Origin of the sequence: Microvirga subterranea, from assembly GCF_003350535.1 — a bacterium.
Classification (GTDB): domain Bacteria; phylum Pseudomonadota; class Alphaproteobacteria; order Rhizobiales; family Beijerinckiaceae; genus Microvirga; species Microvirga subterranea.
Genome location: NZ_QQBB01000006.1, coordinates 272229 through 296234 on the forward strand (window position 1 = coordinate 272229; position 24006 = coordinate 296234).

The 24006-nt window shown below is 66.6% G+C and carries 25 protein-coding genes; 17 read left to right on the forward strand and 8 right to left on the reverse strand.

Going from position 1 to position 24006, the window contains the following annotated elements; translation table 11 throughout:
• Positions 1-3: 3 nt before the first annotated feature.
• Positions 4-711, reverse strand: a complete 708-nt coding sequence (locus DES45_RS16740; RefSeq protein WP_114771158.1) for a DUF502 domain-containing protein — start codon at positions 709-711, stop codon at positions 4-6.
• A 130-nt stretch (positions 712-841) separates the two neighbouring features.
• On the reverse strand, positions 842-1876 hold the full coding sequence (locus DES45_RS16745) for a patatin-like phospholipase family protein (RefSeq protein ID WP_114771159.1): 1035 nt from the start codon (positions 1874-1876) through the stop codon (positions 842-844).
• Positions 1877-2176: 300 nt separating this feature from the next.
• Here DES45_RS16745 and DES45_RS16750 point away from each other — a divergent pair, with 300 nt between their 5' ends.
• The 6 genes from DES45_RS16750 to DES45_RS16775 all read left to right on the forward strand — a co-directional run bounded on the left by DES45_RS16750 (position 2177) and on the right by DES45_RS16775 (position 7470).
• Positions 2177-3604, forward strand: a complete 1428-nt coding sequence (locus DES45_RS16750) for a protein adenylyltransferase SelO (RefSeq protein ID WP_114771160.1) — start codon at positions 2177-2179, stop codon at positions 3602-3604.
• 57 nt (positions 3605-3661) lie between these two features.
• Positions 3662-4642, forward strand: a complete 981-nt coding sequence (locus DES45_RS16755; RefSeq protein ID WP_114771161.1) for an aldo/keto reductase — start codon at positions 3662-3664, stop codon at positions 4640-4642.
• An 82-nt stretch (positions 4643-4724) separates the two neighbouring features.
• Positions 4725-6056 (forward strand): DUF2254 domain-containing protein, encoded by a 1332-nt coding sequence (locus tag DES45_RS16760; protein ID WP_114771162.1) that lies wholly within the window; start codon positions 4725-4727, stop codon positions 6054-6056.
• Complete coding sequence (locus DES45_RS16765; protein WP_114771163.1) at positions 6046-6558, forward strand: DUF421 domain-containing protein; 513 nt, start codon at positions 6046-6048, stop codon at positions 6556-6558. Before DES45_RS16760 ends, DES45_RS16765 begins: the two co-directional genes overlap by 11 nt.
• A 63-nt stretch (positions 6559-6621) precedes the next feature.
• Positions 6622-7143, forward strand: a complete 522-nt coding sequence (locus DES45_RS16770) for a hypothetical protein (protein WP_114771164.1) — start codon at positions 6622-6624, stop codon at positions 7141-7143.
• Positions 7144-7224: 81 nt separating this feature from the next.
• Complete coding sequence (locus DES45_RS16775; protein WP_114771165.1) at positions 7225-7470, forward strand: DUF3297 family protein; 246 nt, start codon at positions 7225-7227, stop codon at positions 7468-7470.
• Between the two features lie 4 nt (positions 7471-7474).
• Here the strand turns inward: DES45_RS16775 and DES45_RS16780 are convergent, their stop codons facing one another.
• Positions 7475-7921, reverse strand: coding sequence for a MarR family winged helix-turn-helix transcriptional regulator (locus tag DES45_RS16780; RefSeq protein ID WP_114771166.1), 447 nt, complete (start codon positions 7919-7921; stop codon positions 7475-7477).
• A gap of 147 nt (positions 7922-8068) precedes the next feature.
• Between DES45_RS16780 and DES45_RS16785 the strand changes: the two genes are divergently transcribed.
• On the forward strand, positions 8069-8515 hold the full coding sequence (locus DES45_RS16785) for a YybH family protein (RefSeq protein ID WP_114771167.1): 447 nt from the start codon (positions 8069-8071) through the stop codon (positions 8513-8515).
• Positions 8516-8556: 41 nt separating this feature from the next.
• Here the strand turns inward: DES45_RS16785 and DES45_RS16790 are convergent, their stop codons facing one another.
• Both DES45_RS16790 and DES45_RS16795 read right to left on the reverse strand, forming a co-directional pair.
• Entirely contained in the window at positions 8557-8907 is a 351-nt protein-coding gene (locus DES45_RS16790) for a hypothetical protein (protein ID WP_114771168.1), read from the reverse strand.
• Positions 8908-9027: 120 nt separating this feature from the next.
• Entirely contained in the window at positions 9028-11667 is a 2640-nt protein-coding gene (locus DES45_RS16795) for an AMP-binding protein (RefSeq protein WP_245571754.1), read from the reverse strand.
• Positions 11668-12009: 342 nt separating this feature from the next.
• Here DES45_RS16795 and DES45_RS16800 point away from each other — a divergent pair, with 342 nt between their 5' ends.
• The 6 genes from DES45_RS16800 (at position 12010) to DES45_RS16825 (ending at position 18269) form a co-directional block, all read left to right on the forward strand.
• Positions 12010-12450, forward strand: coding sequence for a YsnF/AvaK domain-containing protein (locus tag DES45_RS16800; RefSeq protein ID WP_114771169.1), 441 nt, complete (start codon positions 12010-12012; stop codon positions 12448-12450).
• An 86-nt stretch (positions 12451-12536) separates the two neighbouring features.
• Entirely contained in the window at positions 12537-12902 is a 366-nt protein-coding gene (locus DES45_RS16805) for a PepSY domain-containing protein (RefSeq protein WP_114771170.1), read from the forward strand.
• A 78-nt stretch (positions 12903-12980) separates the two neighbouring features.
• A complete protein-coding gene (locus DES45_RS16810) occupies positions 12981-14111 on the forward strand; it encodes a YsnF/AvaK domain-containing protein (protein ID WP_245571755.1) in 1131 nt (376 codons plus the stop codon).
• Positions 14112-14720: 609 nt separating this feature from the next.
• A complete protein-coding gene (locus tag DES45_RS16815) occupies positions 14721-15401 on the forward strand; it encodes a helix-hairpin-helix domain-containing protein (protein WP_245571756.1) in 681 nt (226 codons plus the stop codon).
• Positions 15402-15495: 94 nt separating this feature from the next.
• Positions 15496-16617, forward strand: a complete 1122-nt coding sequence (locus DES45_RS16820) for an SDR family oxidoreductase (RefSeq protein ID WP_114771171.1) — start codon at positions 15496-15498, stop codon at positions 16615-16617.
• An 11-nt stretch (positions 16618-16628) separates the two neighbouring features.
• On the forward strand, positions 16629-18269 hold the full coding sequence (locus DES45_RS16825) for an alpha-amylase family protein (protein WP_114771172.1): 1641 nt from the start codon (positions 16629-16631) through the stop codon (positions 18267-18269).
• 45 nt (positions 18270-18314) lie between these two features.
• On the opposite strand, the gene DES45_RS16830 is transcribed toward DES45_RS16825, so the two are convergent.
• Both DES45_RS16830 and DES45_RS16835 read right to left on the reverse strand, forming a co-directional pair.
• Complete coding sequence (locus DES45_RS16830) at positions 18315-19052, reverse strand: SDR family oxidoreductase (protein WP_114771173.1); 738 nt, start codon at positions 19050-19052, stop codon at positions 18315-18317.
• 35 nt (positions 19053-19087) lie between these two features.
• Complete coding sequence (locus tag DES45_RS16835; RefSeq protein WP_114771174.1) at positions 19088-19483, reverse strand: (R)-mandelonitrile lyase; 396 nt, start codon at positions 19481-19483, stop codon at positions 19088-19090.
• A gap of 287 nt (positions 19484-19770) precedes the next feature.
• Between DES45_RS16835 and DES45_RS16840 the strand changes: the two genes are divergently transcribed.
• The gene (locus DES45_RS16840) at positions 19771-20847 is read left to right on the forward strand and encodes a 50S ribosomal protein L11 methyltransferase (RefSeq protein WP_114771175.1); all 1077 of its coding nucleotides are present in this window, start codon (positions 19771-19773) and stop codon (positions 20845-20847) included.
• 141 nt (positions 20848-20988) lie between these two features.
• A complete protein-coding gene (locus DES45_RS16845) occupies positions 20989-21408 on the forward strand; it encodes a nuclear transport factor 2 family protein (protein ID WP_170151533.1) in 420 nt (139 codons plus the stop codon).
• 18 nt (positions 21409-21426) lie between these two features.
• On the opposite strand, the gene DES45_RS16850 is transcribed toward DES45_RS16845, so the two are convergent.
• Entirely contained in the window at positions 21427-22374 is a 948-nt protein-coding gene (locus DES45_RS16850; protein ID WP_114771177.1) for a PepSY-associated TM helix domain-containing protein, read from the reverse strand.
• Between the two features lie 234 nt (positions 22375-22608).
• On the opposite strand from DES45_RS16850, the gene DES45_RS16855 reads away from it, so the two are divergent.
• Entirely contained in the window at positions 22609-23265 is a 657-nt protein-coding gene (locus DES45_RS16855; protein ID WP_114771178.1) for an SGNH/GDSL hydrolase family protein, read from the forward strand.
• Between the two features lie 94 nt (positions 23266-23359).
• Positions 23360-23968 (forward strand): exopolysaccharide biosynthesis protein, encoded by a 609-nt coding sequence (locus DES45_RS16860; protein ID WP_114771179.1) that lies wholly within the window; start codon positions 23360-23362, stop codon positions 23966-23968.
• The last annotated feature ends 38 nt before the right edge of the window (positions 23969-24006 follow it).

A 24006-nucleotide genomic window follows, 5' to 3' on the forward strand; every position in this document is an offset into this window, starting at 1 on the left:
CGGTCAGGGCGCGGTCGTCTCCGGCAGCGCCTCCCGCTCGGACCTGTCGATGGCATCGACATTCGCCGCACGGGGCCCCGGGGTCATCCTCACGCCCTTCGGGGTCATGGCGCCGCCCGACACGATGAAGGACATGGCGTCGTTGACGGTCCAGTCGAGCCAGACGAGGCGGCGGGTGGGCACGATCTCCACGTAGCCGGAGGTCGGATTCGGGGTCGTCGGAACGTAGACGGCCGCGAGTTCCTCGCCGGTGTCGCTCGCGTGGAAGATCGCCGTCACGATCCCGACGGCGCGCATGTCCTGATGCGGAAAATCGATGAGCACGGCTTTCTGGCCGCCCTGCTGTCCGCTCCGCACGGAATCGATCAGGGTGCGGGTGGCGCCGTAGATCGTCTTGGCGAGCGGAACCCGGTCGATCAGGCTGTCCACGAGGCGGAGGATGCGGCGCCCGACCACGGCGTTCGTCGCCGCCCCGATCAGGTAGAGGGCTGCGAGAACGATCACGATGGCGATGGCCGACTGGAACCAAGCGCGGACGAGGAGGTCGGAGACGTCGTCCGCATAGGGGCGGATCGCGCCCGCCAGCGCGAAGACGAACGGCCGGCCGAGATAGATGATGTAGTCGAGGATGAACCACATCATCCAGACCGTGATCCAGAGCGGGATCACGGTCAAAAGGCCGGCGAGGATGTTGCGGCGAAGGCGTTCCATTGCGGGTTCGGCATCCTTTCTGAGCTGCGGTGCCGCGAGCGGCACCCGTCAGGGGTGCTCCTCACGGGGCAGTCGGGTGATATTGGCACAGGCCCGCAGGGCGGTGGAACCCCGCCGAACGGACGAGGCGTCACTCCTCCAGCAAGGCGTCGAGGTCGAGGCTCGATTGGCGGCCCAGGTGCCGTGCGTGGTCCTTCAGGAAGCCCTCCGCCGAGCGCCGGCCCTCGTCGCGCAGGTGGCAGAGGAAATCCCATTCCGCATTGAGCTTCGACGAGTAGCCGAGCTCGGTCATGGCGGCGCTCGCGATCCGGTGGACCCGCATCTTGGCCCACAGGGCGCCCTCGCAGTTGCCCGGATTGGCCACCTGCCGGAGCAGGGCGATCATCTTCAGCTCCTTCAGCAGGGTGGCGTTGAACGAGACCTCGTTGATGCGGTTCGCGATCTCGCGGGCGCTGCGCGGCGTGCCGAGACGCTCGACCGGATTCACCTGCACGAGGACGATGTCGTCGGCTCCGCATTCGTTCACGAGCGGCGCGATGGTCGGGTTGCCCGAATAGCCGCCGTCCCAATACGGCTCGTCCTCGATCTCGATCGCCTGGAACAGAAACGGCAGGCAGGCTGATGCCAGCAGCACATCCGCCGTGATCGCCTCGTTGTGGAACACGCGGCCCTGGCCCGTCTGCACGTTCGTGGCGGTGACGAACAGCTTGATAGAGGCCCGGGTCAGGCGGCCGAAATCCACCGTCGCCTCGAGGATCTCCCGCAGCGGGTTGTTCTCTTTCATGACGTTCAGGTCATAGGGCGAGACCACCCGCGCCAGGATGTCGTAAGCCACGAAGGCGGGCGAGTTGTCGAGGGACCAGCGCCCCAGCAGAATGTCGAGCGGCGTGCGCCGGAACGGGCTGAGAAGCGCCGCATCAGACACTCTGCGCCAGAAATGCTCGAGGGCTGCCCGCGCCCCATCGGGTCCGTCTTTTACGAAGCCGTCTACGAGAACGGCGGCGTTCATGGCGCCGGCCGAGGTGCCCGAGATGCCGTCGAAGCTGAGCCAGGTCTCTTCGAGCAGCCGGTCCAGGACACCCCAGGTGAAGGCGCCGTGCGCTCCGCCGCCCTGGAGCGCGAGGTCGATCGGGACGGGGCTGCGGCGCGTGGCGGATTTCGGCATCGGGGCTCTCGGGCAGGTGGAGCGTTCAGGCCCAGCTTACACCCTCGGGTGCTGCTCGACACCTGGCCCGGCAGCGGCCTAGCGGCGACGCTTCATGAGCTTCCACGCCTGGCGGAGGATGATGAGGTTGCGGATGAGCTTGAGCATGGGACCTTTCCGTGATGGACATATGAACCGTCAACCCGGATCGCTCCCTCGGGTTCACGCCTCGGTACGGATGCCGGTGATAGAGCGTGTGTTCGGCGACGAAACCGCGTCTGGCGCGTTGACCTGTCTCGATTGCAATGCATTTGGTTCCCGATGCCCGTATCCGCGACCGCCCGTCCTTCGACCCGCCATGAAAGCCTCGGTTCCGACTTTTACGACGTCGTCAGCCCGGCCGCCTTCCCGCAGCACCTGCTGCGCTACCGGAATCAGGGCTGGGCCGCGCGGGTCGGCTTGGACACCCTGACGGATGAGGAGTGGGTCGCCCATTTCGGCCGCTTCGAACCTCTTCCGGGGAGCCTCGGCTCACCCCTGGCCCTGCGCTATCACGGGCACCAGTTCCGTACCTATAACCCTCATCTGGGCGACGGGCGCGGCTTCCTGTTCGCGCAGCTCCACGATGTCGCGGATGGACGCCTCCTCGACCTCGGCACCAAGGGCAGCGGCCAGACGCCCTGGTCGCGGCATGCGGACGGGCGCCTGACCCTCAAAGGAGGCGTGCGCGAGGTCCTGGCGACTGAGATGCTGGAGGCGCTCGGCGTGGAGACCTCCAAGAGCTTCAGCCTGATCGAGACCGGCGAGGAACTGGAGCGCGGCGACGAGCCGTCGCCGACACGCTCTTCGGTGCTGGTGCGCCTCAGCCACTCGCACATCCGCATCGGCAGCTTCCAGCGCTTCCTCTTCCTCGACGAGCCGGAGAACATCCGCAAGCTCCTCGATCACACGGTTCGAACCTACATGCCGCAGATCTGGCGCGACGATGAACCGGCTCGCGCGGTCGCGTTCCTGGAGGAGGTCTCCGGTCGCGTGGCGCGCATGGGAGCGCAGTGGATGGCGGCCGGCTTCGTCCATGGGGTGCTCAACACGGACAACATCAACGTCACCGGCGAAAGCTTCGATTACGGGCCCTGGCGCTTCATTCCTGCCTACGACCCGGCCTTCACGGCCGCCTATTTCGACGAAACCGGGCTTTACGCCTTCGGCCGGCAGCCGGACGCGCTGCTGTGGAACCTGTTCCGGCTGGCCGAATGCCTGCTGCCGCTGGCGCCGCAGGCGGAGCTCGAACATGCCCTGAAGTCGTTCGAGCCGGCGCTCCATCGCGAGTTCCCTGCCGCCCTGCTGCGACGCCTCGGCCTCGCTTCGGCGGGCTTCGAGCGTGACGGCCTGCTCGTCAGGGCGTTGTGGACTTTCCTGAACGAATCCAAGGCGCCGTTCGAGCAGACCCTGTTCGACTGGCGTGGCGGGCTCGCGAGCGAAAAGCGCGCGGCGCAGAGCCCCTCGGCTCCCTATTACGCCCTGCCTGCCTTCAGGAGCGTCTATACGGCGCTCGAAGGCTTCGAGCCGGCGACCGATGCCCGGCTCGACCATCCCTATTTCGGCAGAACTTCGCCCTACACCATGCTGATCGAGGACGTGGAGGCGACCTGGGCACCCATTGCCGACCGGGACGACTGGACCATCTTCAACGCGAAGCTGGCCGACATCGCCGTCATGGCGGATGCCTACGGCACGCGCACCGTCTGATCGGCAGGTGGATTGCGGCGTGTTCACGCCGGATCGCTCATAACCCAGGAGGTTCCCATGCAGCAGCGTCGACTCGGTCAATTGCAGGTTTCCGCCATCGGCCTCGGCTGCATGGGCATGTCGGATTTCTACGGCGGCCGCGACGAGGGCGAGGCCATCGCCACGATCCACCGGGCCATTGATCTCGGCGTCACCTTCCTCGACACCGCTGACATGTACGGCGTCGGCCGTAACGAGGAGCTCGTCGGCCGCGCGATCCGGGATCGCCGCGATCAGGTCGTGCTCGCGACTAAGTTCGGCAACATGCGCGCCCCCGACGGCACCTTCCTCGGCATCAGCGGCAAGCCCGAGTACGTGCGTCAGGCCTGCGACGCGAGCCTGAAGCGGCTCGGCGTCGAGACCATCGATCTCTACTACCAGCACCGCGTCGATCCGGAGACGCCGATCGAGGACACGGTCGGGGCCATGGCCGATCTCGTGCGCGACGGCAAGGTCCGTTACCTCGGCCTGTCGGAGGCGGGGCCGCAGACGATCCGCCGCGCTCACGCAGTGCACCCGATCACGGCGCTCCAGACCGAGTATTCGCTCTGGAGCCGCGACCCGGAGGACGAGATCCTAGGCGTCGTGCGCGAGCTCGGCATCGGCTTCGTTCCCTACAGCCCGCTTGGGCGCGGCTTCCTCACCGGCCAGATCAAGAGCATCGATGACCTCGACGCGGACGACTATCGCCGCAACGCGCCGCGCTTCCAGGGTGAGAACTTCCAGAAGAACCTGGACCTCGTGCGCGAGATCGAGGCCATGGCGCGCGAGAAGGGCTGCACACCTGCCCAACTCGCGCTTGCATGGGTGCTGGCGCAGGGCGACGACATCGTGCCGATCCCGGGCACCAAGCGGCGCCGGTATCTGGAGGAGAACGTAGGTGCGCTCGGCGTGACCCTCACGCGGGAGGATCTCGATCGGGTCGACCGCATCATTCCACCCGGCGCCGCCGCGGGAACCCGGTACCCTGAGCAGGGCATGCGCGCGTTGGGGCGCTGACCAGGTTGCGGGGGCGTTCGTGCGACGGCCGGACCGGATGCGGCCTGGCGGACGCTGTCCGGTCCCATCCGGCTGATCGTCCATGAGCCGCATCCGCAACATCGTCGTCCTCCTGCGGGGACAGCTCTGGATCATCCCGCTCGTCATCAGCGCGATGTTCCTCTCGCTTGCATTCTGGATCCTCACCTCGGAGGCCGCCTTCGTAACGCGGTGGGAGGATGCCGATCTCTGGTGGCTCTATGGCGGCGACGCCAGCAGCGCGCGGGGCCTGCTGTCGAGCCTCCTGTCAGGTCTCATGACCATGACGTCGCTCGTGGTATCGGTGACCTTCGTCATCCTTACGCTGGCGGCAAACCAACTCGGGCCACGCCTCGTGCCGACCTTCATGGCGGACAGGCAGATCCAGACCGTGCTCGGGCTCTTCCTGGGCACGATCCTGTATGTGCTGGTGGTGCTGCGAAGCCTGGACGAGACCCTCGGCACCAACGCCGTTCCGCATCTCGCAGTGACGATCGGCAGCGCGCTGACGGTGGTTTGCCTGTTCGCGCTGCTGTTCTATGTCCACAAGATCGCCCGCTCCATCATCGCCGACAACATCGTCGCCCGGGTGGCGGACGAGCTTCAGAGCAGCATCCGCAGCATGCTTCCCGACGACGATCGGGGCCAGGAGGACACGCCGCCGGACCGGATGCCCGCCAGGGTTGGCACCCTGTCCATCGGCCGGAGCGGCTACATCCAGGTCATCGACTATGCGCATCTCGTCTCCGTCGCCTGTCGGGAGGAGGTGCTGCTCGAGGTGAAGGTGCGGGCGGGCCACTTCGTTCTACAGTCGGGCGAGCACGTCGTCGTGCACGGCGAGAGGGCGCTCGGCAAGGAGGCGGCAGGTGCGCTCAGGAGCGCCTTCGTGGTGGATCGCGAGCGAAGCCCGGCGCAGGACCTCGAATACGGTCTGCGCCAGCTTGTGGAAATCGGCCTGCGGGCTCTCTCGCCCGGCATCAACGACCCGTACACGGCCGTGGCCGTCATCGACCGGCTCGGCGTCGCGATCGAAGAGATCTTTCAGCGCCCGCTCCAGCGCACGATGCTGCGTGACACAGAGGGGAGGGTTCGCGTCATCGCCCAGCGCTCCGACGTGCAGGGCTTGGTGGACGCAGCCTTCGACGCCATCCGTCAAGCCGGCCGCGACGTGCCTGCGGTGCTGATCCGCATGGCCGATATCCTGGGCCAGCTCGCCCCTGCCGTTCGAACCCGCGAGGCGCAGGCCGCCGTGCTGCGCCATCTGGCCAAGCTCGCCGAGACAGCGGACGCGGCCGCGCTCGTGCCGATAGATCGGAGCGCCATCCGGTCGCGGATCAAGGCCGCACGGGACATCCTCGTGGCCGGAATCCCGGAGGGTGAAAGCAGTGTTCTTTGACTCATGGTCCGGGCTCGGCCGCGTTCTAGTGGTCGGCACATTGGCTTATGTGGCTCTCGTCGCGATCCTGCGCATCTCCGGCAAACGGAGCCTTGCCAAGCTGAATGCCTTCGACCTTGTCGTCACCGTCGCATTGGGTTCGACCCTCGCGACGATCCTGCTGTCCGACCGCGTGGCGCTGGCGGAAGGCGTTCTGGCGATGGTGCTCCTGATCGTCCTGCAATTCGGCATCACCTGGCTGTCCGTCCGCTCGCCGGGTTTCCGCACGATGGTCAAGAACGAGCCGACCCTGCTCCTGCGGGAGGGCCGGTTTCTCGAGGGAGCCATGCGGACGCAGCGGATCACCCGCGACGAGGTGACGGCGGCGCTTCGTGCAAGCGGCGTCGCCGATGCGGCGCAGGCGGCGGCGGTGATCCTCGAAACGGACGGCAGCTTGTCCGTGATCAGGAGGGATCAGGCCGGTCCGGGGAAGGATATGCGCGAGTCGCTGCCCGATTCATGATCGAAATGGAGCGTACGACGCAACCGTAGGTAATGCGTTTCGGTTCCCCCCAAAGATCAGCCCATGAACGAGGCCCACGGCTCGGAAAACGATATCTCGTCTGCTATCGTGGCCACGACCGGGCGCCGATGGCTATGGGCGGAGGTGGGAATGATCGAGGTGGAGACGCTCTTTCGGGACCTCTGGCCCGCGCTGCTGCGCTGGGGCGACGAGACACTCGCCTTGGCGCGGACCCTGCATCCCGGCTTCTGGGTGGCCCTAGGGGCCCCGGTGCTGCTGGCGCTTCTGTTCCGCAGCGTTACGGCCGCGCTGCTCACCCTGCTTCTCGCCGCCATGGCGCTCTTCGTCTTCAGGCTCGGGACCGACGACCTCTTCCGCTGGACGTTCACGGGCCTGACGGATCTCGCCGGGCTCCTCGCGGTCTTGCTGGCTGCCTTTCTGCAGCGGAGGAAGAGACAGCTGCGCCAGGCGGAATGGCGCGTGGGCGAGATCCGCCAGGAACTGGACGAGGTGAACCGCAAATACGAGGGCGAGGTCCATTGGCGCCGTGCGGCCGAGCGGGTAGCGGCGCACGAAACCCGCTGAGTCCGTCCGATGGCCTGCATTGGCAGGCGCGGCGGGAGCGGTTAGGTTGCGGCCGACCAGAACCAACCGGACCACACAATCATGACCGACACCCCGCCCGACCGCCTGTCCTCCAACCCCAAGAGCCCGTTCTACGACGAGGCCCTGCTCGAACGCGGCGTCGGCATCCGCTTCAACGGCGTCGAGAAGACCAATGTGGACGAATACTGCGTCAGTGAAGGCTGGGTCCGCGTCACCGCCGGCAATGCCAAGGATCGCGCCGGAAACCCGATGACCATCAAGCTCAAGGGCAAGGTTGAGCCCTATTTCCGCGACCCGCAGAGCTGACTTGCTACGACAGGGCGAGCAGCTCCGCCCGCAGGAGGTCGGGGCTGGCCTCGGCGACGAGCTTCTCCACGGCCTCTTGCGTCTTCTCCCAGGCCGGCATCGCGGCGGCGAGCAGCGAACGGCCGGCCGGGGTCAGCGCCAGGAGGCGGCTGCGCCGGTCTTCCGGGTCGGCTGACACGGTAAGGAGGCCGCGCCGCTCCAGAGGCTTCAGATTGGCCGTCAGTGTCGTGCGGTCCATGGCAAGGAGCGACGACACCTGGCCCATGGTCGGTGCTTTCGGGCGGTTGAGCGACATCAGAAGCGAAAACTGGAAGTTCGTCAGCCCCATGGGTCGCAGGGCCTCGTCGTAGCGTCGCGCGACCGCGCGCGCGGCGCGCTGCACGTGCAGGCACATGCAGGTGTCCCGGACCCGCAGGGTCATATCGAAGGGAAGCTCGTCCTGGCTTGACATGCTCAATTATATGTTGATATCAACAGAATTGTCAAGGTCGAAACGGACGGGCATGTTCGCGCCCGTTCTCCCGACGCCGGAGCAGGGCGACGTCTCGTCCTGGGAAAGCCGGCTTTCCCCACTTCACCCCTGCCCGAGGAGAGGTCCATGGATACCGCAGCCTTCGTCGTCAGCTCCGAGGATCAGGTGCGGGATCTGCTGTTCTCATGGGCGAGGGCGGTGCGTGCGAAGGATGTGGGGGCGATCACGTCCCATTATGCGTCGGACGTCGTGGCGTTCGATGCGGTCTCGCAGCTGCGCATCTGTGGCATCGACGGCTACCGCCAGCACTGGGACGCCTGCATTGACCTATGCGACGGCACGAAGACTTTCGAGATCCGGGATCTCGCGATCGAGACCGGCGGCGATGTGGCTTTCGGACATTACCTGGGCCGATGCGGCGGCACCGACGCCCATGGAGAGGAGCGGTCATGTTGGATGCGCGTCAGCGTCGGCTGCCGCCGGACCGAGGGGCGATGGAGGATCGCGCACGAGCACGTCTCGGCGCCCTTCGACCTGGAAACCGGCCAGGTTCTCAACGACCTGCAACCATGAGGCACCGTCGCGCATCGGGCGCGGCGGTGCTCCCGATCGCCTCAGCGTCGGTGCTGGTAGGCGCTTGCACCATAGGTTTCGGGGCTCGTCACCTGTGACCCGCTCGCATTCGGCACGGGAACCGCGCGACGGACGCTGCCGGTGGTCGTGACCTCATGCCCGCGCCTCGTCATGTGGTGCTTCTTGCTGGCGGCATGATGTTTTTTAGTCGTCGCGACCTGGCGCTTCATGGTCGGGTGCTGAGCCCGGTTCTGGTAGGCCGTGGCCCGGTAGGTGCCGGGGGCGGTGACCTGCGATCCGCTGGCGTTCGGAACCGGGGTCTGGGCGATCGCGCCAGCGGTTCCGAAAGCAAGCGCAGCAGCAGTGAACGATCCGAGGAGAAGTGCACGCATCGAGGTGCTCCTTTGAAGGGCGGACCGGCAGCGGTCGTGCTGGAGATCCGCGCGGAAGGTGAACGCACCTGAGGCAACATGGTTTCGGATTGCGGCGGCGTGGAACGCGTGGCGCTGCGATCACCGCAAACGGGCCGGGACCTCGGACAAGGCATCGATCCGGTGCCGCAGGTGCTGCACCAGCAGCTCCGCGCCTGTGGTCAGGCAATAGTCGTGTCCGCCCGGCACCTCGATCACCTCGAGATTGCCGCTCAGGCGACGCCAGGCGCGGCCGTCATGACTTGCCGAGTAGAAGACCACCGGGACGTCAAGCGGAGCCGGAAGGTAGCGGGCCATTGCGACCGTGAAGGCTTGCCGTCGGAACGACGGGGGCAATCGATCGTCCGTGTTGACCACGACGTCATGCGCTTTGGCGAGGAACTCGCCGGGCGACATCTTCAGGACCCGCTCGAGCCGTCCGAGTTGATCGTAGATGCGGGCGAGGCGTTGCGGCGAGACGTGGTGCTGTGCCAGTCGCAGGATCGTTCGCATCATCGGCCGCGCGCTCACCGTCGGCGGGTCCACCATCGCAACCATCTCGACCCTGTGTCCCGCCGCCATGAGCAGGCGCGCGGCCTCGAAGGCCACGAGGGCGCCGTTGCACTGGCCTCCGAGCAGGAACGGCCCGCTCGCCTGCCGCTCCAGGATGTGAGGCAGCCGGTCGGCCGCCATCGCTTCGATGGACGACGGAATCGGCTCGCCGTGCAGGCCGTGCGGATCGATGGTGATGATGGGATGATCCGGCCCAAGGAGATGCACCATGCGCCGGACATAGAAGCCGCCGCTGGCGAAGTCGCCGTGAAAGAAGAACAGCGGCGGCCTGTCCCCGTCCGTGTGGAACTGAAACACAGGCGCGGGAGGTGCAGCCGCCTGTGCGGCGATGCGCGGCATGAACCGGCGAATGGTCTCCGCTTCGAACATGATCGTTTCGGGCAGAGGGTGACCGACGAGGCGTTCCGCCTCGATGAGCATTTCGGTCGCCAGGAGCGAATCGCCGCCGCTCTCGAAGAAGTCGTCGTCGACGGTGAGGGCCTCCGACTTCAGCAATCGTCTCCACAGGCGCAGAAGGTCGGCCTCGAGATGAGATGATGCCGGGCGTCCAGGCGGCGCGGCGTTGGCGCGGCCTTGTGGGCCGATCATCTCCGTCAGTCGCCGGCGCTGCACCTTCCCGGTCGTTCCCTTCGGCAAAGCGTCGAGGACGAGGATTCGGTGCGGAATTTTGAACGAAGCGAGGTCTTGCTGAAGGAAACGACGCAGCTCCGCGGGCGTCGTCCGTGCGCCCGGGTGCAGCACCACTGCGGCCGCAACGTCCTCGCCAAGACGTGGGTGCGGGACCGCGAAGGCGGCCGCCTCCGCGATGTCGGGATGACGCAGGAGCGCGATGTCGATCTCGCCGGGAGCGATCTTCTCGCCGCCGCGGTTGATCTGCTCGCTCAGGCGACCGTGGAGGGACAGGAACCCGTCATCGTCCAGGCTCCCGATGTCCCCGGTGCGGAACCAGCCCCGCACGAAGGCGGCGCGGTTGAGATCGGGGGCGTCGAGATAACCCTGGATGACGGTCGGCCCGCGCACCCAGATCTCGCCCTTTAGGCCCGGCGCAACCGGTTCTTCATCCTCGCCCATGATCGCAAGCGTGCCCGGACAGGGACGGCCGCAGGTGCCGGGCCTGCTTGCGCCGGGAGGTGGACAGTTCGCGGCAATCTGTGCGGCTTCGCTCGAGCCGTAATGTTCGAAGACAGGCACGCCGAGAACGGCCTGCAGATCCTCCCGCACGTCGTCGGGCAGCTTCGCGCCGCCGGAAATGAGCAGGCGCAGCGTGTGGAGGCTCTGCACATCCGCGATCCCTTGTGTGGCATCCAGCAATGCCCGATGCAGGGTCGGCCCCGCCGACAGCCAGGTAGGACGCAATGCGTCGAACCACTCAGGCAGATCGAGATGCCCGGCATTTGCCGGAAGAGCGATGCTGCCGCCCGTGACCAGCGGCGTAAAGACCGTCACCTTCAGACCGTGAGAATAGAAGGGTGGGGATACGCTGAGGCAGCGGTCGCGCGGGGTTAGCCCGAACCAAGCCTGCATCCGCATCGCGGCCGCCAGCATGTTGGCATGGCTGAAGGGGATCAGCTTGGGCTGCGCCGTGGTGCCCGAGGTCTGCAGGATGAAGGCGGGAGCGTACGGGTCGGGCTCCTCGTCCAATGCCGGAGCGCCGATAGCCGGGATGTCGAGCGCGAGGCCGAGGCGGTGCCATCCTGCGGGCGCTGCCTCGATGAGGGCGACGCCGTGCTGCTCCGCAATGGGGCGGATTACTTCGAATCTGTCATGCGGCAGGACCAAGGCGCTCAGGTGTAGGCGGCCGAGCCTCTGATCGATCTCGGCCTCGGTCAAGCGAGGGTCGAGCGGCACGGCGACCGCACAGCAGGAGAGGGCCACGATGCCGAGAACGGCCTCGGGCCCGTTCGGCATCATCACGCCGATCCGGGCCTCGCGATCGAATCCGGCATCGCGGAGATGCCGGCGCACGGTGTCGATCTGGCGTCCTAAGTCGCCGTAGGTGAGCGGCGCGGAGGTGGAGCAGACGATCGCGGGCTCGCGCGAAAAGAGGTACGCGTTCCGTCGGATCGCCGCCCCCAAGGTGAGAGGAGCATCGGGCTGATCCTTGTCGTCGCGCAAGTTGCCTGCGATGCCGGCGCCGCGATTCTCGAACGTCTTGCTCTGTCGAAGCAAATAGTCCTCCGCGAAAACAGGAATTGTTTTCTGAGCAGGTGCACGCGCCGGTAAAGATCACGGAAACGTGAGGTTGCGAGATCAGGCTGAAGAAAACGGCCACCGTTTTGTAGTTCCTCAAAGGGGCTATTGGTCGCCGAAAGGGGTAGGAAAGCCGACGCATCGGAGGCATTCACAACAGCAAAGGTCGCGCTCCACGACAAGGCCTGGAAATGGTGCGGCTCTTGAAGGCGCCTTGGTCGGACAAACGTCCTATTCGTCTTCCCTCTGCCGAAGCCCCGGCGGCCCAAACGGAACGATGGCTTTCCGCATCCGTTGGATGTTCCAACCTGGACCGATCCCATGACAGATTCACCCTCCCGGAAGGGCCTTCCCGACGACAGTGTTCTGCCTCTTGTCGAGGAAACGCTGCGGGTCGACGTGCATGAACGCGTGAGCGCGCGTGTGCGCGTGAGAACCGCCACCGACGTCGTGCAGGAGCTCGCCCGTGCCGACCTGCGAAGTGAGACCGTCGACATCACCCGGGTCCCGGTCGACCGACCGGTCGATGCGCCGCCGGAGATCAGGACCGAGGGCGACGTCGTGATCGTTCCGGTCGTGGAGGAAGTCCTCGTTGTCGAGAAGCGGCTGGTGCTCCGGGAAGAGCTCCATATCCGCCGCAGTGTCACGACGGAGCACGTGGAGATGCCCGTGAACCTACGCCGGCAGCAGGCCGTCGTCGAGCGCCTGGCGGCCGACGAAGCAGGTTCCGAGGAAAGTTCGTCGCAAGAAACGCAGGACTAGATGTCATCCGACAAGCGCGGCCGGAGGAACCCCGAAAGCGGTCGCACATTGAGACCCTGTACCTACGAACAACGGGAGATTCATCCGTGCGCCTCGCTTTCGCGACATTGGCGACGCTGTCGGTTCTGACCACAGCGGCCATCGCTCAGACCAGCACCCAACCCACGACACCTCAATCATCGACGACTGCGCCGTCAGGCAACGGCACGGGCTCGTCGAATCCGGCCGTCACGGTGAAGCCAAAAGGCAGTCCCGAGAGCACCGGCTCCCTCGAACCAGGCGCCAACAGCTTCACGGAAGGACAGGCGCGATCCCGTATCGAAGCGCAGGGTTTCACGAACGTGACCGATCTGCGCAAGGACGATCAGGGAATCTGGCGCGGCAAGGCCATGCGCAACGGCGCCTCGGTGAGCGTCGCGATCGACTACCGCGGCAACGTTCAGGCGCAGTGACGCACGCACCTCTCGACCGACGAAATCACGCAGCAGGGACAGGGCATAACCCGGTCCCCAGAATCAAGGACTTTCTCCATGGCCGATAAAACCATTACGTCGTTCTTCGACAACTACGACGATGCAGCCGACGCGGTTCGCCGACTCGAATCCGCCGGCATTCCGCGAAGCGACATCAGCCTGATCGCCAACAATGAGGGCGAACGCTATTCCTCGCATGCGAAGCGCACCTGGGACGAGAACAGCCGCTTCGACGACGACGATCATGACGGCGCCGCGACCGGTGCGACAGTTGGCACGCTCGCCGGCGGCGGCGCAGGACTGCTGGCGGGCCTCGGCATGCTGGCGATCCCGGGCTTCGGTCCGGTCGTGGCGGCTGGCTGGCTCGTGCCCACGCTCATCGGCGCCGGCGCGGGTGCTGCGATCGGCGGCCTTGCCGGTTCCCTGGTCGATGTAGGCGTGGACGAGAACGACGCTCATGCCTATGCGGAGGGCGTGCGTCGCGGCGGCGCGCTGGTGACGGTGCGATCGAGCGAAGAGAACGTCACGCGCATCGTCGGCATTCTCGATGACGAAGGTACGGTCGACTTCGAGGAGCGCCAGAGCACGTGGCGTTCCGAAGGCTGGACCGGCGGCACCAGCGCGGGCATTCCGGCTGCCGGTGTGATGTCCGGACGCGATGCCTTGGCGGGACGGAGCGCAATGGCTGCGAGCGACGCCGAGACCGGACCGGACTTCGCGGCCGGCAGCGCTGCAACGCGCTCGGCCGGCGTCTCGACCTCGGGTCGTGACTCGCTCGCCGGCGCAACAGGCCGCGACGAGGTCATCCCGGTGGTCGAGGAGGAGCTTCATGTCGGCAAGCGCGACGTGAGCGGCGGCCGCGTGCGCATCCACTCCCATATGGTGGAGCGCCCCGTTCAGGAGCAGGTGAACCTGCGTGAGGAACGTGTGCACGTGGAGCGGCGCCCGGTCGACCGCCCCCTGAGCGATGCCGACGCAGCCTTCCGGGATCGGACGATCGAGGCCGAGGAGCGCCGCCAGGAAGCCGTCGTCTCCAAGGAGGCCCGCGTGAAGGAGGAACTCGTCGTTCGCAAGGACGTGGATCAGCGCACGGAGACGATCTCCGACACCGTGCGGAGCACGGAGGTCGACGTGGAGGACGAGCGCCGCAACGGTCTCAACAGGTCCGGCACCACCGACCGTCGCTGATCGCGCGGCATTGCCGAATGAAAGAGGGCCCGGGGCGCATAGCTCCGGGCTCTTGTTTCCATCAAGGTCGCAGAGCCGCCGGTGGGTCCTCAAGCCAGCGAGGGTTTTCGACATCGAATCCACCGCGACAATCTCCGGGAGCCTCATGGCGGCATGGCACTCGGCATGATGGATCGACGCGTGGCACTCAGTCCTGAATTTCGCCTGCCGCCCAACGGTTTCGGCCAGTTTTCGGCCCTGATGTCCACAGCCGTTACAGTATTCGCGTATATTTTTTCTTCCTGGTCATTCGACTTAATGAAATCGGATTAGAGAGCAGAGTCTCTTCTGGTCTGAAAACCGGTAGTCGGCACGGCTATCCTATCGAGCGGCCCGGCATTGCTGATCAGGATTTTCCGTCTTCTCCACCAGCGTTTTAAGGGGCGCCGCCAAGCCGTCTCACCCTCCGCCGAAGACGTAACACAGGATCTCACCCGAAAGGAGGAAAGACTGCTCCGAAGAGCCGGATCCGGGAATGCTTTGGACTTGACGTATCGTAAGCTGCCTTTTCTGCGCCACATCCGGCTTCTACCAAAACGCTCGATCCAAAGGTCAATCCGCGAGGCTTTCATGCAGATTGGTGACCTTCCTCGGGCTCACAGCCCTGTCGATCACGGCGGCGGTCTTCCGCTCTGGGGCCGCTTCGTCGTTCTGGTGAGCATCGCCGTCCTGGCCGGATGGCTGGTTCTGCCTCCGCCCGGCGACGAGCCCGACGCGCAGGTCGCCTCGACGATCCAACCCTCCGGCGCCGGTCTGATGACGACCTCTCCGCCGCAGCCGGCCGCACCGGTCCGCGCAGCGATCGCGCAACCTCCAAAGATCGACCCGCCGAAGGCCTATCCCAATCCCGTCGTCGCGGAGCCCGTTGCCGCCGCGTCCGTGCCCATTCTCGAGCCCGCCGACATTCCGGCCTATACGGGCAGCACCCCGGCGGCGGTTCCGGCCCCGCCGAGGGAGGAGCCCAAGGTCGTGAAGGTTCCGGAATCCGAGCCGGTGCCGCTCCGGACCCAGGTCGCGTCTGCGGGCGATGTGGCGGGCGTCCCACCGGTCGCCGCGGCCGTGCGGCCGCCTGGTCTCGTGGACCTCAACGCAGCCTCCGTGCAGGAGCTGAACTCGCTGCGCGGTGCCGGCCTCATCGGCAAGGCGATCGTGCGCGGACGGCCTTATCGCGCGGTCGACGACCTCCTGAAGAAGCGGATCGTCAACCGCTCTCTCTTCGCCCGCATCAAGGACCAGGTGAAAGTGCGCTGACCGGGAGGCGCTTCGCCCCGGGGACGCATGGAACCGCCCAGTCGGAGGAGCCTTATACCAAGGCAAATCTTCCGTTCGTCCCGAAGGGCCCATTGTGACTGAGAACGTTCATGACACGCGTCGAACCGGCGCGAGAGCTTTCGGCGCGGAGCGAGGGCACGGGGCCGGTGCCTCCGTCGCCGTCGTCACCGGTGCTTCGGCGGGGATCGGCCGCGCCGTCGCGGTGGCGTTCGGCCGGGACGGGTGGCGCGTGGCCCTGATCGCCCGCGGGCGCGAGCGGCTCGCGAGCGCCGCCCGTGATGTCGAGGCGGCCGGCGGAACAGCTCTCGTGATCGAGGCCGACGTCGCCGACGCGGCCAGGATCGAGGCGGCGGCCGCGCAGGTGGTCGAGACCTGGGGGCGCATTGACGTCTGGGTCAACAACGCCATGGCGTCCGTGTTCGGCCCCGTCACCAGCCTGACGCCCGATGAGATCCGCCGCGTCACCGACGTCACCTATCTGGGGCAGGTCCACGGCACGCTGGCTGCCTTGCGCCACATGCGAGCGCGCGACGCAGGAACGATCGTGCAGGTCGGCTCTGCGCTGAGCTACCGCTCCATTCCCCTGCAGTCGGCCTACTGCGCCGCAAAGGCCGCCGTGCGCGGTTTCACGGATTCGCTGCGCAGCGAGCTGCAGCACGAGAACAGTCGCGTCCGCCTCACGATGGTGCAACTCCCGGCCGTCGATACGCCGCAGTTCGACTGGGCGCGATCCCATTTGACGCGGAGCCTGCAGCCTGTTCCGCCGATTCATGAGCCGGAGCCGGTCGCGGACGCGATCGTGCGTGCCGCACGGGACGCGCCGCGGGAATATTGGATCGGCGGTCCCACCATCCAGGCGATCCTCGGGACGATGGTGGCGCCGGGGCTCCTCGACCGCATGATGGCGCGAAGGGCCTGGGACGGGCAGATGACCGACGACCCGGCACGGCCCCGCGAAGGAAATCTGTTCGATGCGCCTCCCGGCGACCCGGGTACGAGAGGGCGGTTCGGCGCAAGGTCACGCAGGCGCGTGATGTCGGTCTCCGGCACGACCGCCCGTGGCGTGCTGGCCGCGACAGCGCTGGGCTGCCTCGCCGGCGCCGTCATGGCTGCGTGGCATCTCGGCGCCAGGCAGGCCAAGCCTGCGGACCGACGGCTGGCGGACCGAGAACGCGCCGCCCGGATGATCGGTTAGGATCGCGGGGCATGCTCAATCTCTGGTACAAGAACGCGGTCATCTACTGCGTCGACGTCGAGACCTTCATGGACTCGAACGGAGACGGGGTCGGCGATTTCGGCGGTCTCGCCGACCGGCTCGATCACATCGAGGCGCTCGGCGCGACCTGCATCTGGCTCCTGCCGTTCTATCCCACGCCCAACCGCGACAACGGGTACGACATCACGGATTTCTACGGCGTCGATCCCCGTCTCGGCACCCTCGGCGACTTCGTCGCCTTCGCGCACGCGGCGGAGGACAGGGGGCTGCGGGTCATCGTCGATCTCGTGGCGAACCACACGTCGATCGATCATCCCTGGTTCCAGCAGGCCCGGCGGGATCCGAACTCGCCCTATCGCGACTGGTACGTCTGGTCGGAGGAGAAGCCGAAGGACATTCACGAAGGCGTTGTGTTTCCGGGCGTGCAGGACACCACCTGGACCTACGACGAGGTCGCAGGCGCATGGTACATGCACCGCTTCTACAAGCATCAGGCCGATCTCAACATCGCGAACCCGCAGGTGCGCGAGGAGATCGAGAAGGTGATGGGGTTCTGGCTGCAGCTCGGCGTGTCCGGGTTCCGGCTCGATGCGGTGCCGTTCCTGATCGAGTATCGCGGCATTCCGGCCGATGAGAAGCCGAAGGAGGACCCGCACCAGTATCTGGTCGAGCTGCGCGACTTCGTCTCCTGGCGGCGCGCTGAGGCGATGCTGTTGGCGGAGGCCAACATCACCATGGATCAGGTGGACGAATATTTCGGACCTTCGGGGGACCGGCTCCACACGATCTTCAACTTCATGCTGAACCAGCACCTCTTTCTGGCGCTGGCGCGCAGCGATGCGAAACCCATCCGCTCCATCATGGAGAAAACGCCGCCCATTCCGCCGAAGGCCCAATGGGCGAGCTTCCTGCGCAATCACGACGAGCTCGACCTCGGCCGTCTGTCGGATGCGGAGCGGCAGGAGGTCTTCGCGGCCTTCGGGCCCGATCCCGACATGCAGGCTTATGAACGCGGCATCCGGCGGCGTCTTGCCCCCATGCTCGGCGGAGACGAGCGGCGGCTCAAGCTCGCCTTCAGCCTCATGTTCTCGCTGCCCGGCACGCCGGTGGTCTGGTACGGCGACGAAATCGGCATGGGGGACGATCTCTCGCTCAAAGAGCGCAACTCCGTGCGTACGCCCATGCAATGGTCCGACGAGCCCAATGCAGGATTCTCGACCGCGCCGGCGAGCCGTCTCACCCGCCCCGTCGTATCGGACGGGCGCTTCGATTATCGGAAGGTAAACGTCGTCGCGCAGCACGATCTCGACGGGTCATTGATGAGCACGGTACAGCGGCTCATTCGCACGCGCCGGGCGTGCCCGGAGATCGGCTGGGGCGCCTGCCGCATTCTCGAGACGGGGGAATCAAGCGTTCTCGCCCTGCGCTACGACTGGCGCGGCGAGACCGTCCTGCTGCTTCACAATCTGGCCGACAAGGCCATGAGCGTACGGGTGCCGGCCGACGGCGTCGGGCGGTGGCGTCCCCTGTTCTGCAACGGGGACGACCGCGACATGCACGATGCGTCCGCCCCGATCGCGCTCGATGGATACGGCTTCCGGTGGTTCCGGGCCGAGGGCGAGCGGCGTTAGGCTCTACCGCATCACCCAGCGCCGTTGCCTTCCGCTCGCTCCGGCTCAATATTCCTGGCTGGTCGGCCGGAACAGAATCTCGTTCACGTCCACGTCCTCCGGCTGGCTCATGGCGAAGGCCACTACGCTGGCGAAGGACTCGGCCGGGATGGCGCTCTCGTATGCCTTCTGCATGGCTTCCGCGATGTCCGGCTCGGTGATGCTGTCGGGGAGTTCCGTCGCGACCATGCCGGGCGAGATGATGGTCGTTCGGATGTTGTAGGGCTTCACCTCCTGCCGCAGCCCTTCGGAGATGACCCGCACCGCATGCTTGGTGGCGGAATAGACCGCGCCACCGGCCCGGACCTTGTGGCCGGCTACCGAGGACACGTTGATGATGTGGCCGCTCTTCTGCTCCTTCATGTAGGGGAGGGCCGCGCCGATGCCGTAGAGCACGCCCTTGATGTTCACGTCGATCATGCGGTCCCAGTCCTCGACCTTGCCGCGTTCGAGAGGCGAATGGGGCATGAGGCCGGCATTGTTGATGATCACGTCGATGCGCCCGTGTGACCGCACCGCTCCATCCACGAGCCGCTTGACCTGATCGTACTGCGTCACGTCCGTCTGCACCGCGGCATCGTCGCCCAGCGAAAGCTCCTCGGCTAGGGCCTGGAGCCTGTCGAGGCGCCTTGCGCCCAGCACCAGCCTGGCGCCGTCTCGGGCAAGGCGGCGCGCGGTCGCCTCGCCAAGTCCGCTGCTGGCTCCCGTGATGACGACCACCTTGTTGTCGATGCCCTGTGTCATGATCGAGCCTCCATCGTCGTTTCGGTTTCCTGACCTCAGCCCCGGTATTGCTCGTCCGTCACGTGCTCGAGCCAGTCGACAGCCTTACCGTCGAGCGCCTCCTGGATGGCGATGTGGGTCATGGCCGTGGTGGGCGCCGCGCCATGCCAGTGCTTCTCACCGGGCTCGAACCAGACAACGTCCCCGGTTCTGATCTCCTCGATGGGGCCGCCCTCGCGCTGAACCCGGCCGCATCCTGCCGTGACGATCAGGACCTGACCGAGAGGGTGAGTGTGCCACGCGGTGCGGGCCCCGGGCTCGAAGGTGACCGCGTTGCCGGCGGCACGGGCCGGGGAGGCGGCCTGGAACAGCGGGTCGATGCGCACCACGCCGCTGAACCAGTCCGCCGGCCCCTTGCCAGACGGTTGCGATCCGCTTCGCTTGATCTCCATCGGCCTTCTCCTGGGTTGATGGGGTGTCGGGATGATCTAGCGGGTGGGGCGCGGGGGAGTAGATGCGAAATGCGCATGGCCGAGGCTCGAACCCCTCCTAGACGTGGCTTCGGGGACAACGGGTCCCGTCGGCACGGGCATACCAATAATGGTCCGAGATAGCCTGAAGAGTTACTTGAAAGAGTTCCCACGTCCCAGAGAATGACTGCGACGACCACTCCCGCTCGCATGCGGCCGCAGCGCAAAAGGATGCTGCGTGACGGTGCGGGCCGGCCGGGACAGGGGGCATGCCGATGGAGAGAATCGCCGTTGCGACACTTGGCTTCGTACACAGGTTCCTGCGCAGGATCTGGCACTTCGCCAAGAAGGACGAGCGCCTGCAGTCCATCGCCTACCGGATCCGCAACAGCCGGGCCTTCAGCGACATCTCGCAGCATGAGAGGATGCTTGCCGACCATGTGCGGGTCGAGACCTACCACAAGGCGATCTGCAGGCACGTGCACGAAGGCGACACGGTGGTCGATCTCGGCACCGGCACGGGAATCCTTGCGTTCTTCGCCGGCCAGCAGAAGGCCAAGCAGGTCTACGCCATCGACCATTCCTCCATCATCGAGCTGGCGAAGACGCTCGGCGCGGCGAACAGGCTGGGAAACGTCTCGTTCCTGCGCATGCACAGCTCGCAGTTCGCACCGCCCGAAAAGGTGAACGTGATCATTCACGAGCAGATCGGCGATGCCTTGCTCAACGAGGACATGGTTCGGAACATCTGCGAGTTGCGCGACAAGGTGCTGGCCCCGGACGGCATCATCCTGCCCGGCAGGTTCGAGCTGTTCGTCGAGCCTGCTCGCCTGAAGGAGACCCTGCGGGTTCCCTATCTGTGGGAGAACGACATTCACGGCATCAGGTACGAAGCCGCCGAGGACTGGGTGCGGGCAAACGTCGAGAGCGTCCCGCAGAGCCGCAGGATCACGCCGGAGGACGTCGCGGAGTTCCTGTGCGAGCCCGAGAGCGTGCTCTCGCTCGACCTGCTGACCGCAAAACCGGACGGGGTGCCGAGACAGCTCACGTTCCGCAAGGTGGCGACGAAGTCCGGCTTCATGGACGGCTACTGCCTCTACTTCGACGCCCTGTTCGACAGCGAGGTCTCGCTCTCGACCAGCCCCTTCGCCGAGCGCACGCACTGGAACTGCCAGATCTTCCGCACCGAGCGCCTGTTCGTGCGGGAAGGGGATACGTTCGACGTCGTGTTCGACATTCCCAACGTCCGGGACGTCACGACATGGCGGATCAACCATAAGCTTGCGGCCCGTCAGGACGACTCGGCCGGGCAAGCTCCCGTCCCACTGCTCGCAGGCGTGCGGTGAGGCTCCAAGCATGGCCTCCCGGGCATACCCCTTGATGGTGAGTTAGCGCACGGGGCTTGCGGTCCTATGATCCTCCGAGGCGATGCTCCGACGGAGCATCGCGCGGGCATTCCGGCGGGATGTGGATTGCAGGAGGCTTCCATGACGACCGAAAGTGAAAACGTCGCGCGTCTCAAACAGGCCTATGCGCAATGGTCGGGCCAGAAGGGCGCCGATTGCCAGTGCTGGATGGACCTCATGGCCGAGGATGTCTCGCTCGGCTCCCTCGCGGACGGGGCGCCCGAAATGTCGTTCTCGGCGCCCCGCAGCAACAAGGACCAGATCCTCGATTACCTGAACGAGCTGACGCGCGACTGGGACATGCTGTCCTTCGACATGGAAGACTTCATCGCCCAGGGCGACCGCGTCGTCGCGATCGGCCGGGTGGCCTGGCGCAACAAGGCGACGGGCAAGATCGCCGACACGCCGAAGATCGACGTGTGGCGCTTCCGCGACGGGAAGGCGGTCGACTTCATCGAGTTCTACGACACCGCCCGGTCCTTCGAGGCGGCGAGGCCATAGCGTCGGGCGAATCCCGGATCAGGGCTCACCGAGGGCGCCCTGCGTCCTCAGGCGCTGCCGGCGGACGCCGGGCTGGGGCCTGCGCAGCTTGCGGCGCGCCCAGATCCAGATGCCGGTGACGAGCAGTCCCATGAGGGCCACCGAGGTGATCAGGTTGAGAGCGGGGAGGACCGGGCCGCCCCAGGTTCCTTCGTGGATCAGGCGCGGCCAGTTCCGGCCGCCCGGCAGAGCCCCGTCGCGGGTGAGCGTGTAAGTCTTCATCTCGCCATCCTCGAGCAGGCGCGCCACGAGGTTCCGGCCGATGGGGCGGATCCAACCCAGTCCCGACAGGTCGTGGTCCTTGCCCAGGACGCGCACAGCCTCGATGAGGGGCAGCGGAGGGCCGGCAGCGGCCGGAGGCGCAGGAGAGGCCGGGGTGAGCGTGACCCCGATCGCCAGCAGCAGGCCCGTGAGCGGGCTGAGGATGACGAGCGGCAGGATCCCCCAGCCGAAGCCCTTGTGCCAGCCCGACAGGGTGTTGCGCAGCCTCGGCCAGCCCATGAAGGTTCCGAGGACGATCAGTACCAGCATCGCCACCGTGGAGGCGATGACCAGCCAGCCCGCGTCGAAGATCAGGCGTTCGTGCACCTGACGGGCGACGCCGAAGAGGTCCGACAGGGTGGTGGCTTGCGCGGCCGGCGCACCGGTTGCGAGGTCCACCTCCGCGACGCCCCCCGGAATTCCGCCGCGGACCGTGAGCGTACCCTCGTGGGGACGCAGGAAAAGCGCCCGCGCGGCGCCCTGCGGATCGTGCCGCTGGAGCACGCCTTCGATCGTCGCGACCGTGACCGAGCCCGGCGCCACCGAGCCCTGGACCACCAGCGGCTCGACCGACAGGATCAGGCCCGTGGCGATGACGGCGGCGAGCGGCAGCCCGAAGATCAGCGCCACCCACCGGTGCAGCCGCAACAGCAAAGCTTTGTTCATGAGGGACCACCCGCAGCAGGTGAGGAAGGACAAGTTCCGTATCTCTGTATCGGCGCATCGCCTGACGGCTTCAAGTGAAGGTTCGGTAATGTTGCGGCGGCGGGTTCGGTTCCCCTTGCTTCGCGGCGGCGCGGTCGGGAAGAATGCGGCCACGGTGCAGGAACGGTCCGCCGAAGGGATCCCGCGCCGTCCCGACCGCTTCGACTTCAACGACATCTTGAGAGGACGACCGCTATGCCGGCCAAGCGCATCATGTGTTTCGGGGACTCCCTGACCTGGGGGTGGAATCCAACCGAGGCGGGCGTGCCGGTGGAGCGGTACCCGCGCCACGAGCGCTGGACCGGAATCATGGCGGCCGAACTCGGGGAGGGGTTCGAGATCGTCGAGGAAGGGTTGAGCGGCCGGACCACCAACGTGGACGACCCGACCGATCCGCGCCTCAACGGCGCCGCCTACCTGCCGTCCGCGCTGGCCTCTCACCTGCCGCTCGACCTCGTCGTCATCATGCTCGGCACCAACGACACGAAGGCGCTCTTCAACCGCACGCCTTTCGACATCGCGGTGGGGGCGGGGATCCTGCTCACGCAGGTCATGACCTCGGCGGGCGGAGTCGGCACCATCTACCCGGCCCCGCGGGCGATGCTCGTCGCCCCGCCGCCATTGGCCGAGATGCCGACTCCTTGGTTCGCCGAGCTCTTCAAGGACGGTCGGGAAAAGACGATGGAACTCGCCGGGAAGTATCGTTCTCTGGCGCAGTTCCTCAACGTCCCGTTCTTCGACGCGGGCGAGGTGATTGCGACCGAAGGGATCGACGGCATTCACTTCTCCGCGCAGAACAACGCGGTTCTCGGCCGGGCTATGGCCGAAAAGGTGAGGTCGCTGTTCGCCTGACGACCCTGCAGGGCGGGGAACCCATGCGGCGTTGGCGCGTCGTTCCCGTCTCAAGGATCACAGCGCCGCCCGCAGCCGAACCGTTTTTCCGCCCATGAGCCAACGTCACGACGAGCCCGTCTCCGAAACGGTGTCGAAGCTGAACCGCCTGCTGCCGCCGCGGCCGCGCCTGGAGGACCTCGTGGACGCGCTCGGCAAGCGCGCCTCGGGCCTCGTGCTCGCCGTCGTGGCCGTGCCGGCGATCATCCCGAGCCCCGGCCTTCCGGTCGGCTTCGTGTTCGGCAGCATCCTGGCGCTGGTGGCGCTCAGCATGGTGTTCGGCAGGGACAAGCCCCGGATCCCGGCCTGGCTCGGGCGGATGCATCTCAAGCCGTCGGTCGTCGATCTCCTGACCTCCCGCGGCCCGGCCCTGCTCCGGCGGGTGGAGCGGCACCTGAGGCCCCGCGCCGGATCCTTCCTGTCCGCGTCCAGCATCCGCCTGCTGGGACTGGTCAGCGTGCTGATGGGCGTGCTGATCGCGCTGCCGATCCCGTTCGGCAACACCCTGCCGGGCTTCTCGGTCCTCCTGATGGGGCTCGGGCTCGCCGCCCGGGACGGGCTTGCGGTCCTCGGCTCGCTCATTCTCGCGGCGGTCGCGACCGGCGTCTCGGTCGCGCTCGGCTGGGCCGGCTACTGGGCCGCGGCGCGCATGTTTGCCGCGTGAGCCTCGGATCGTCCGCCCGATGGCCTTCCTGCCAGTCG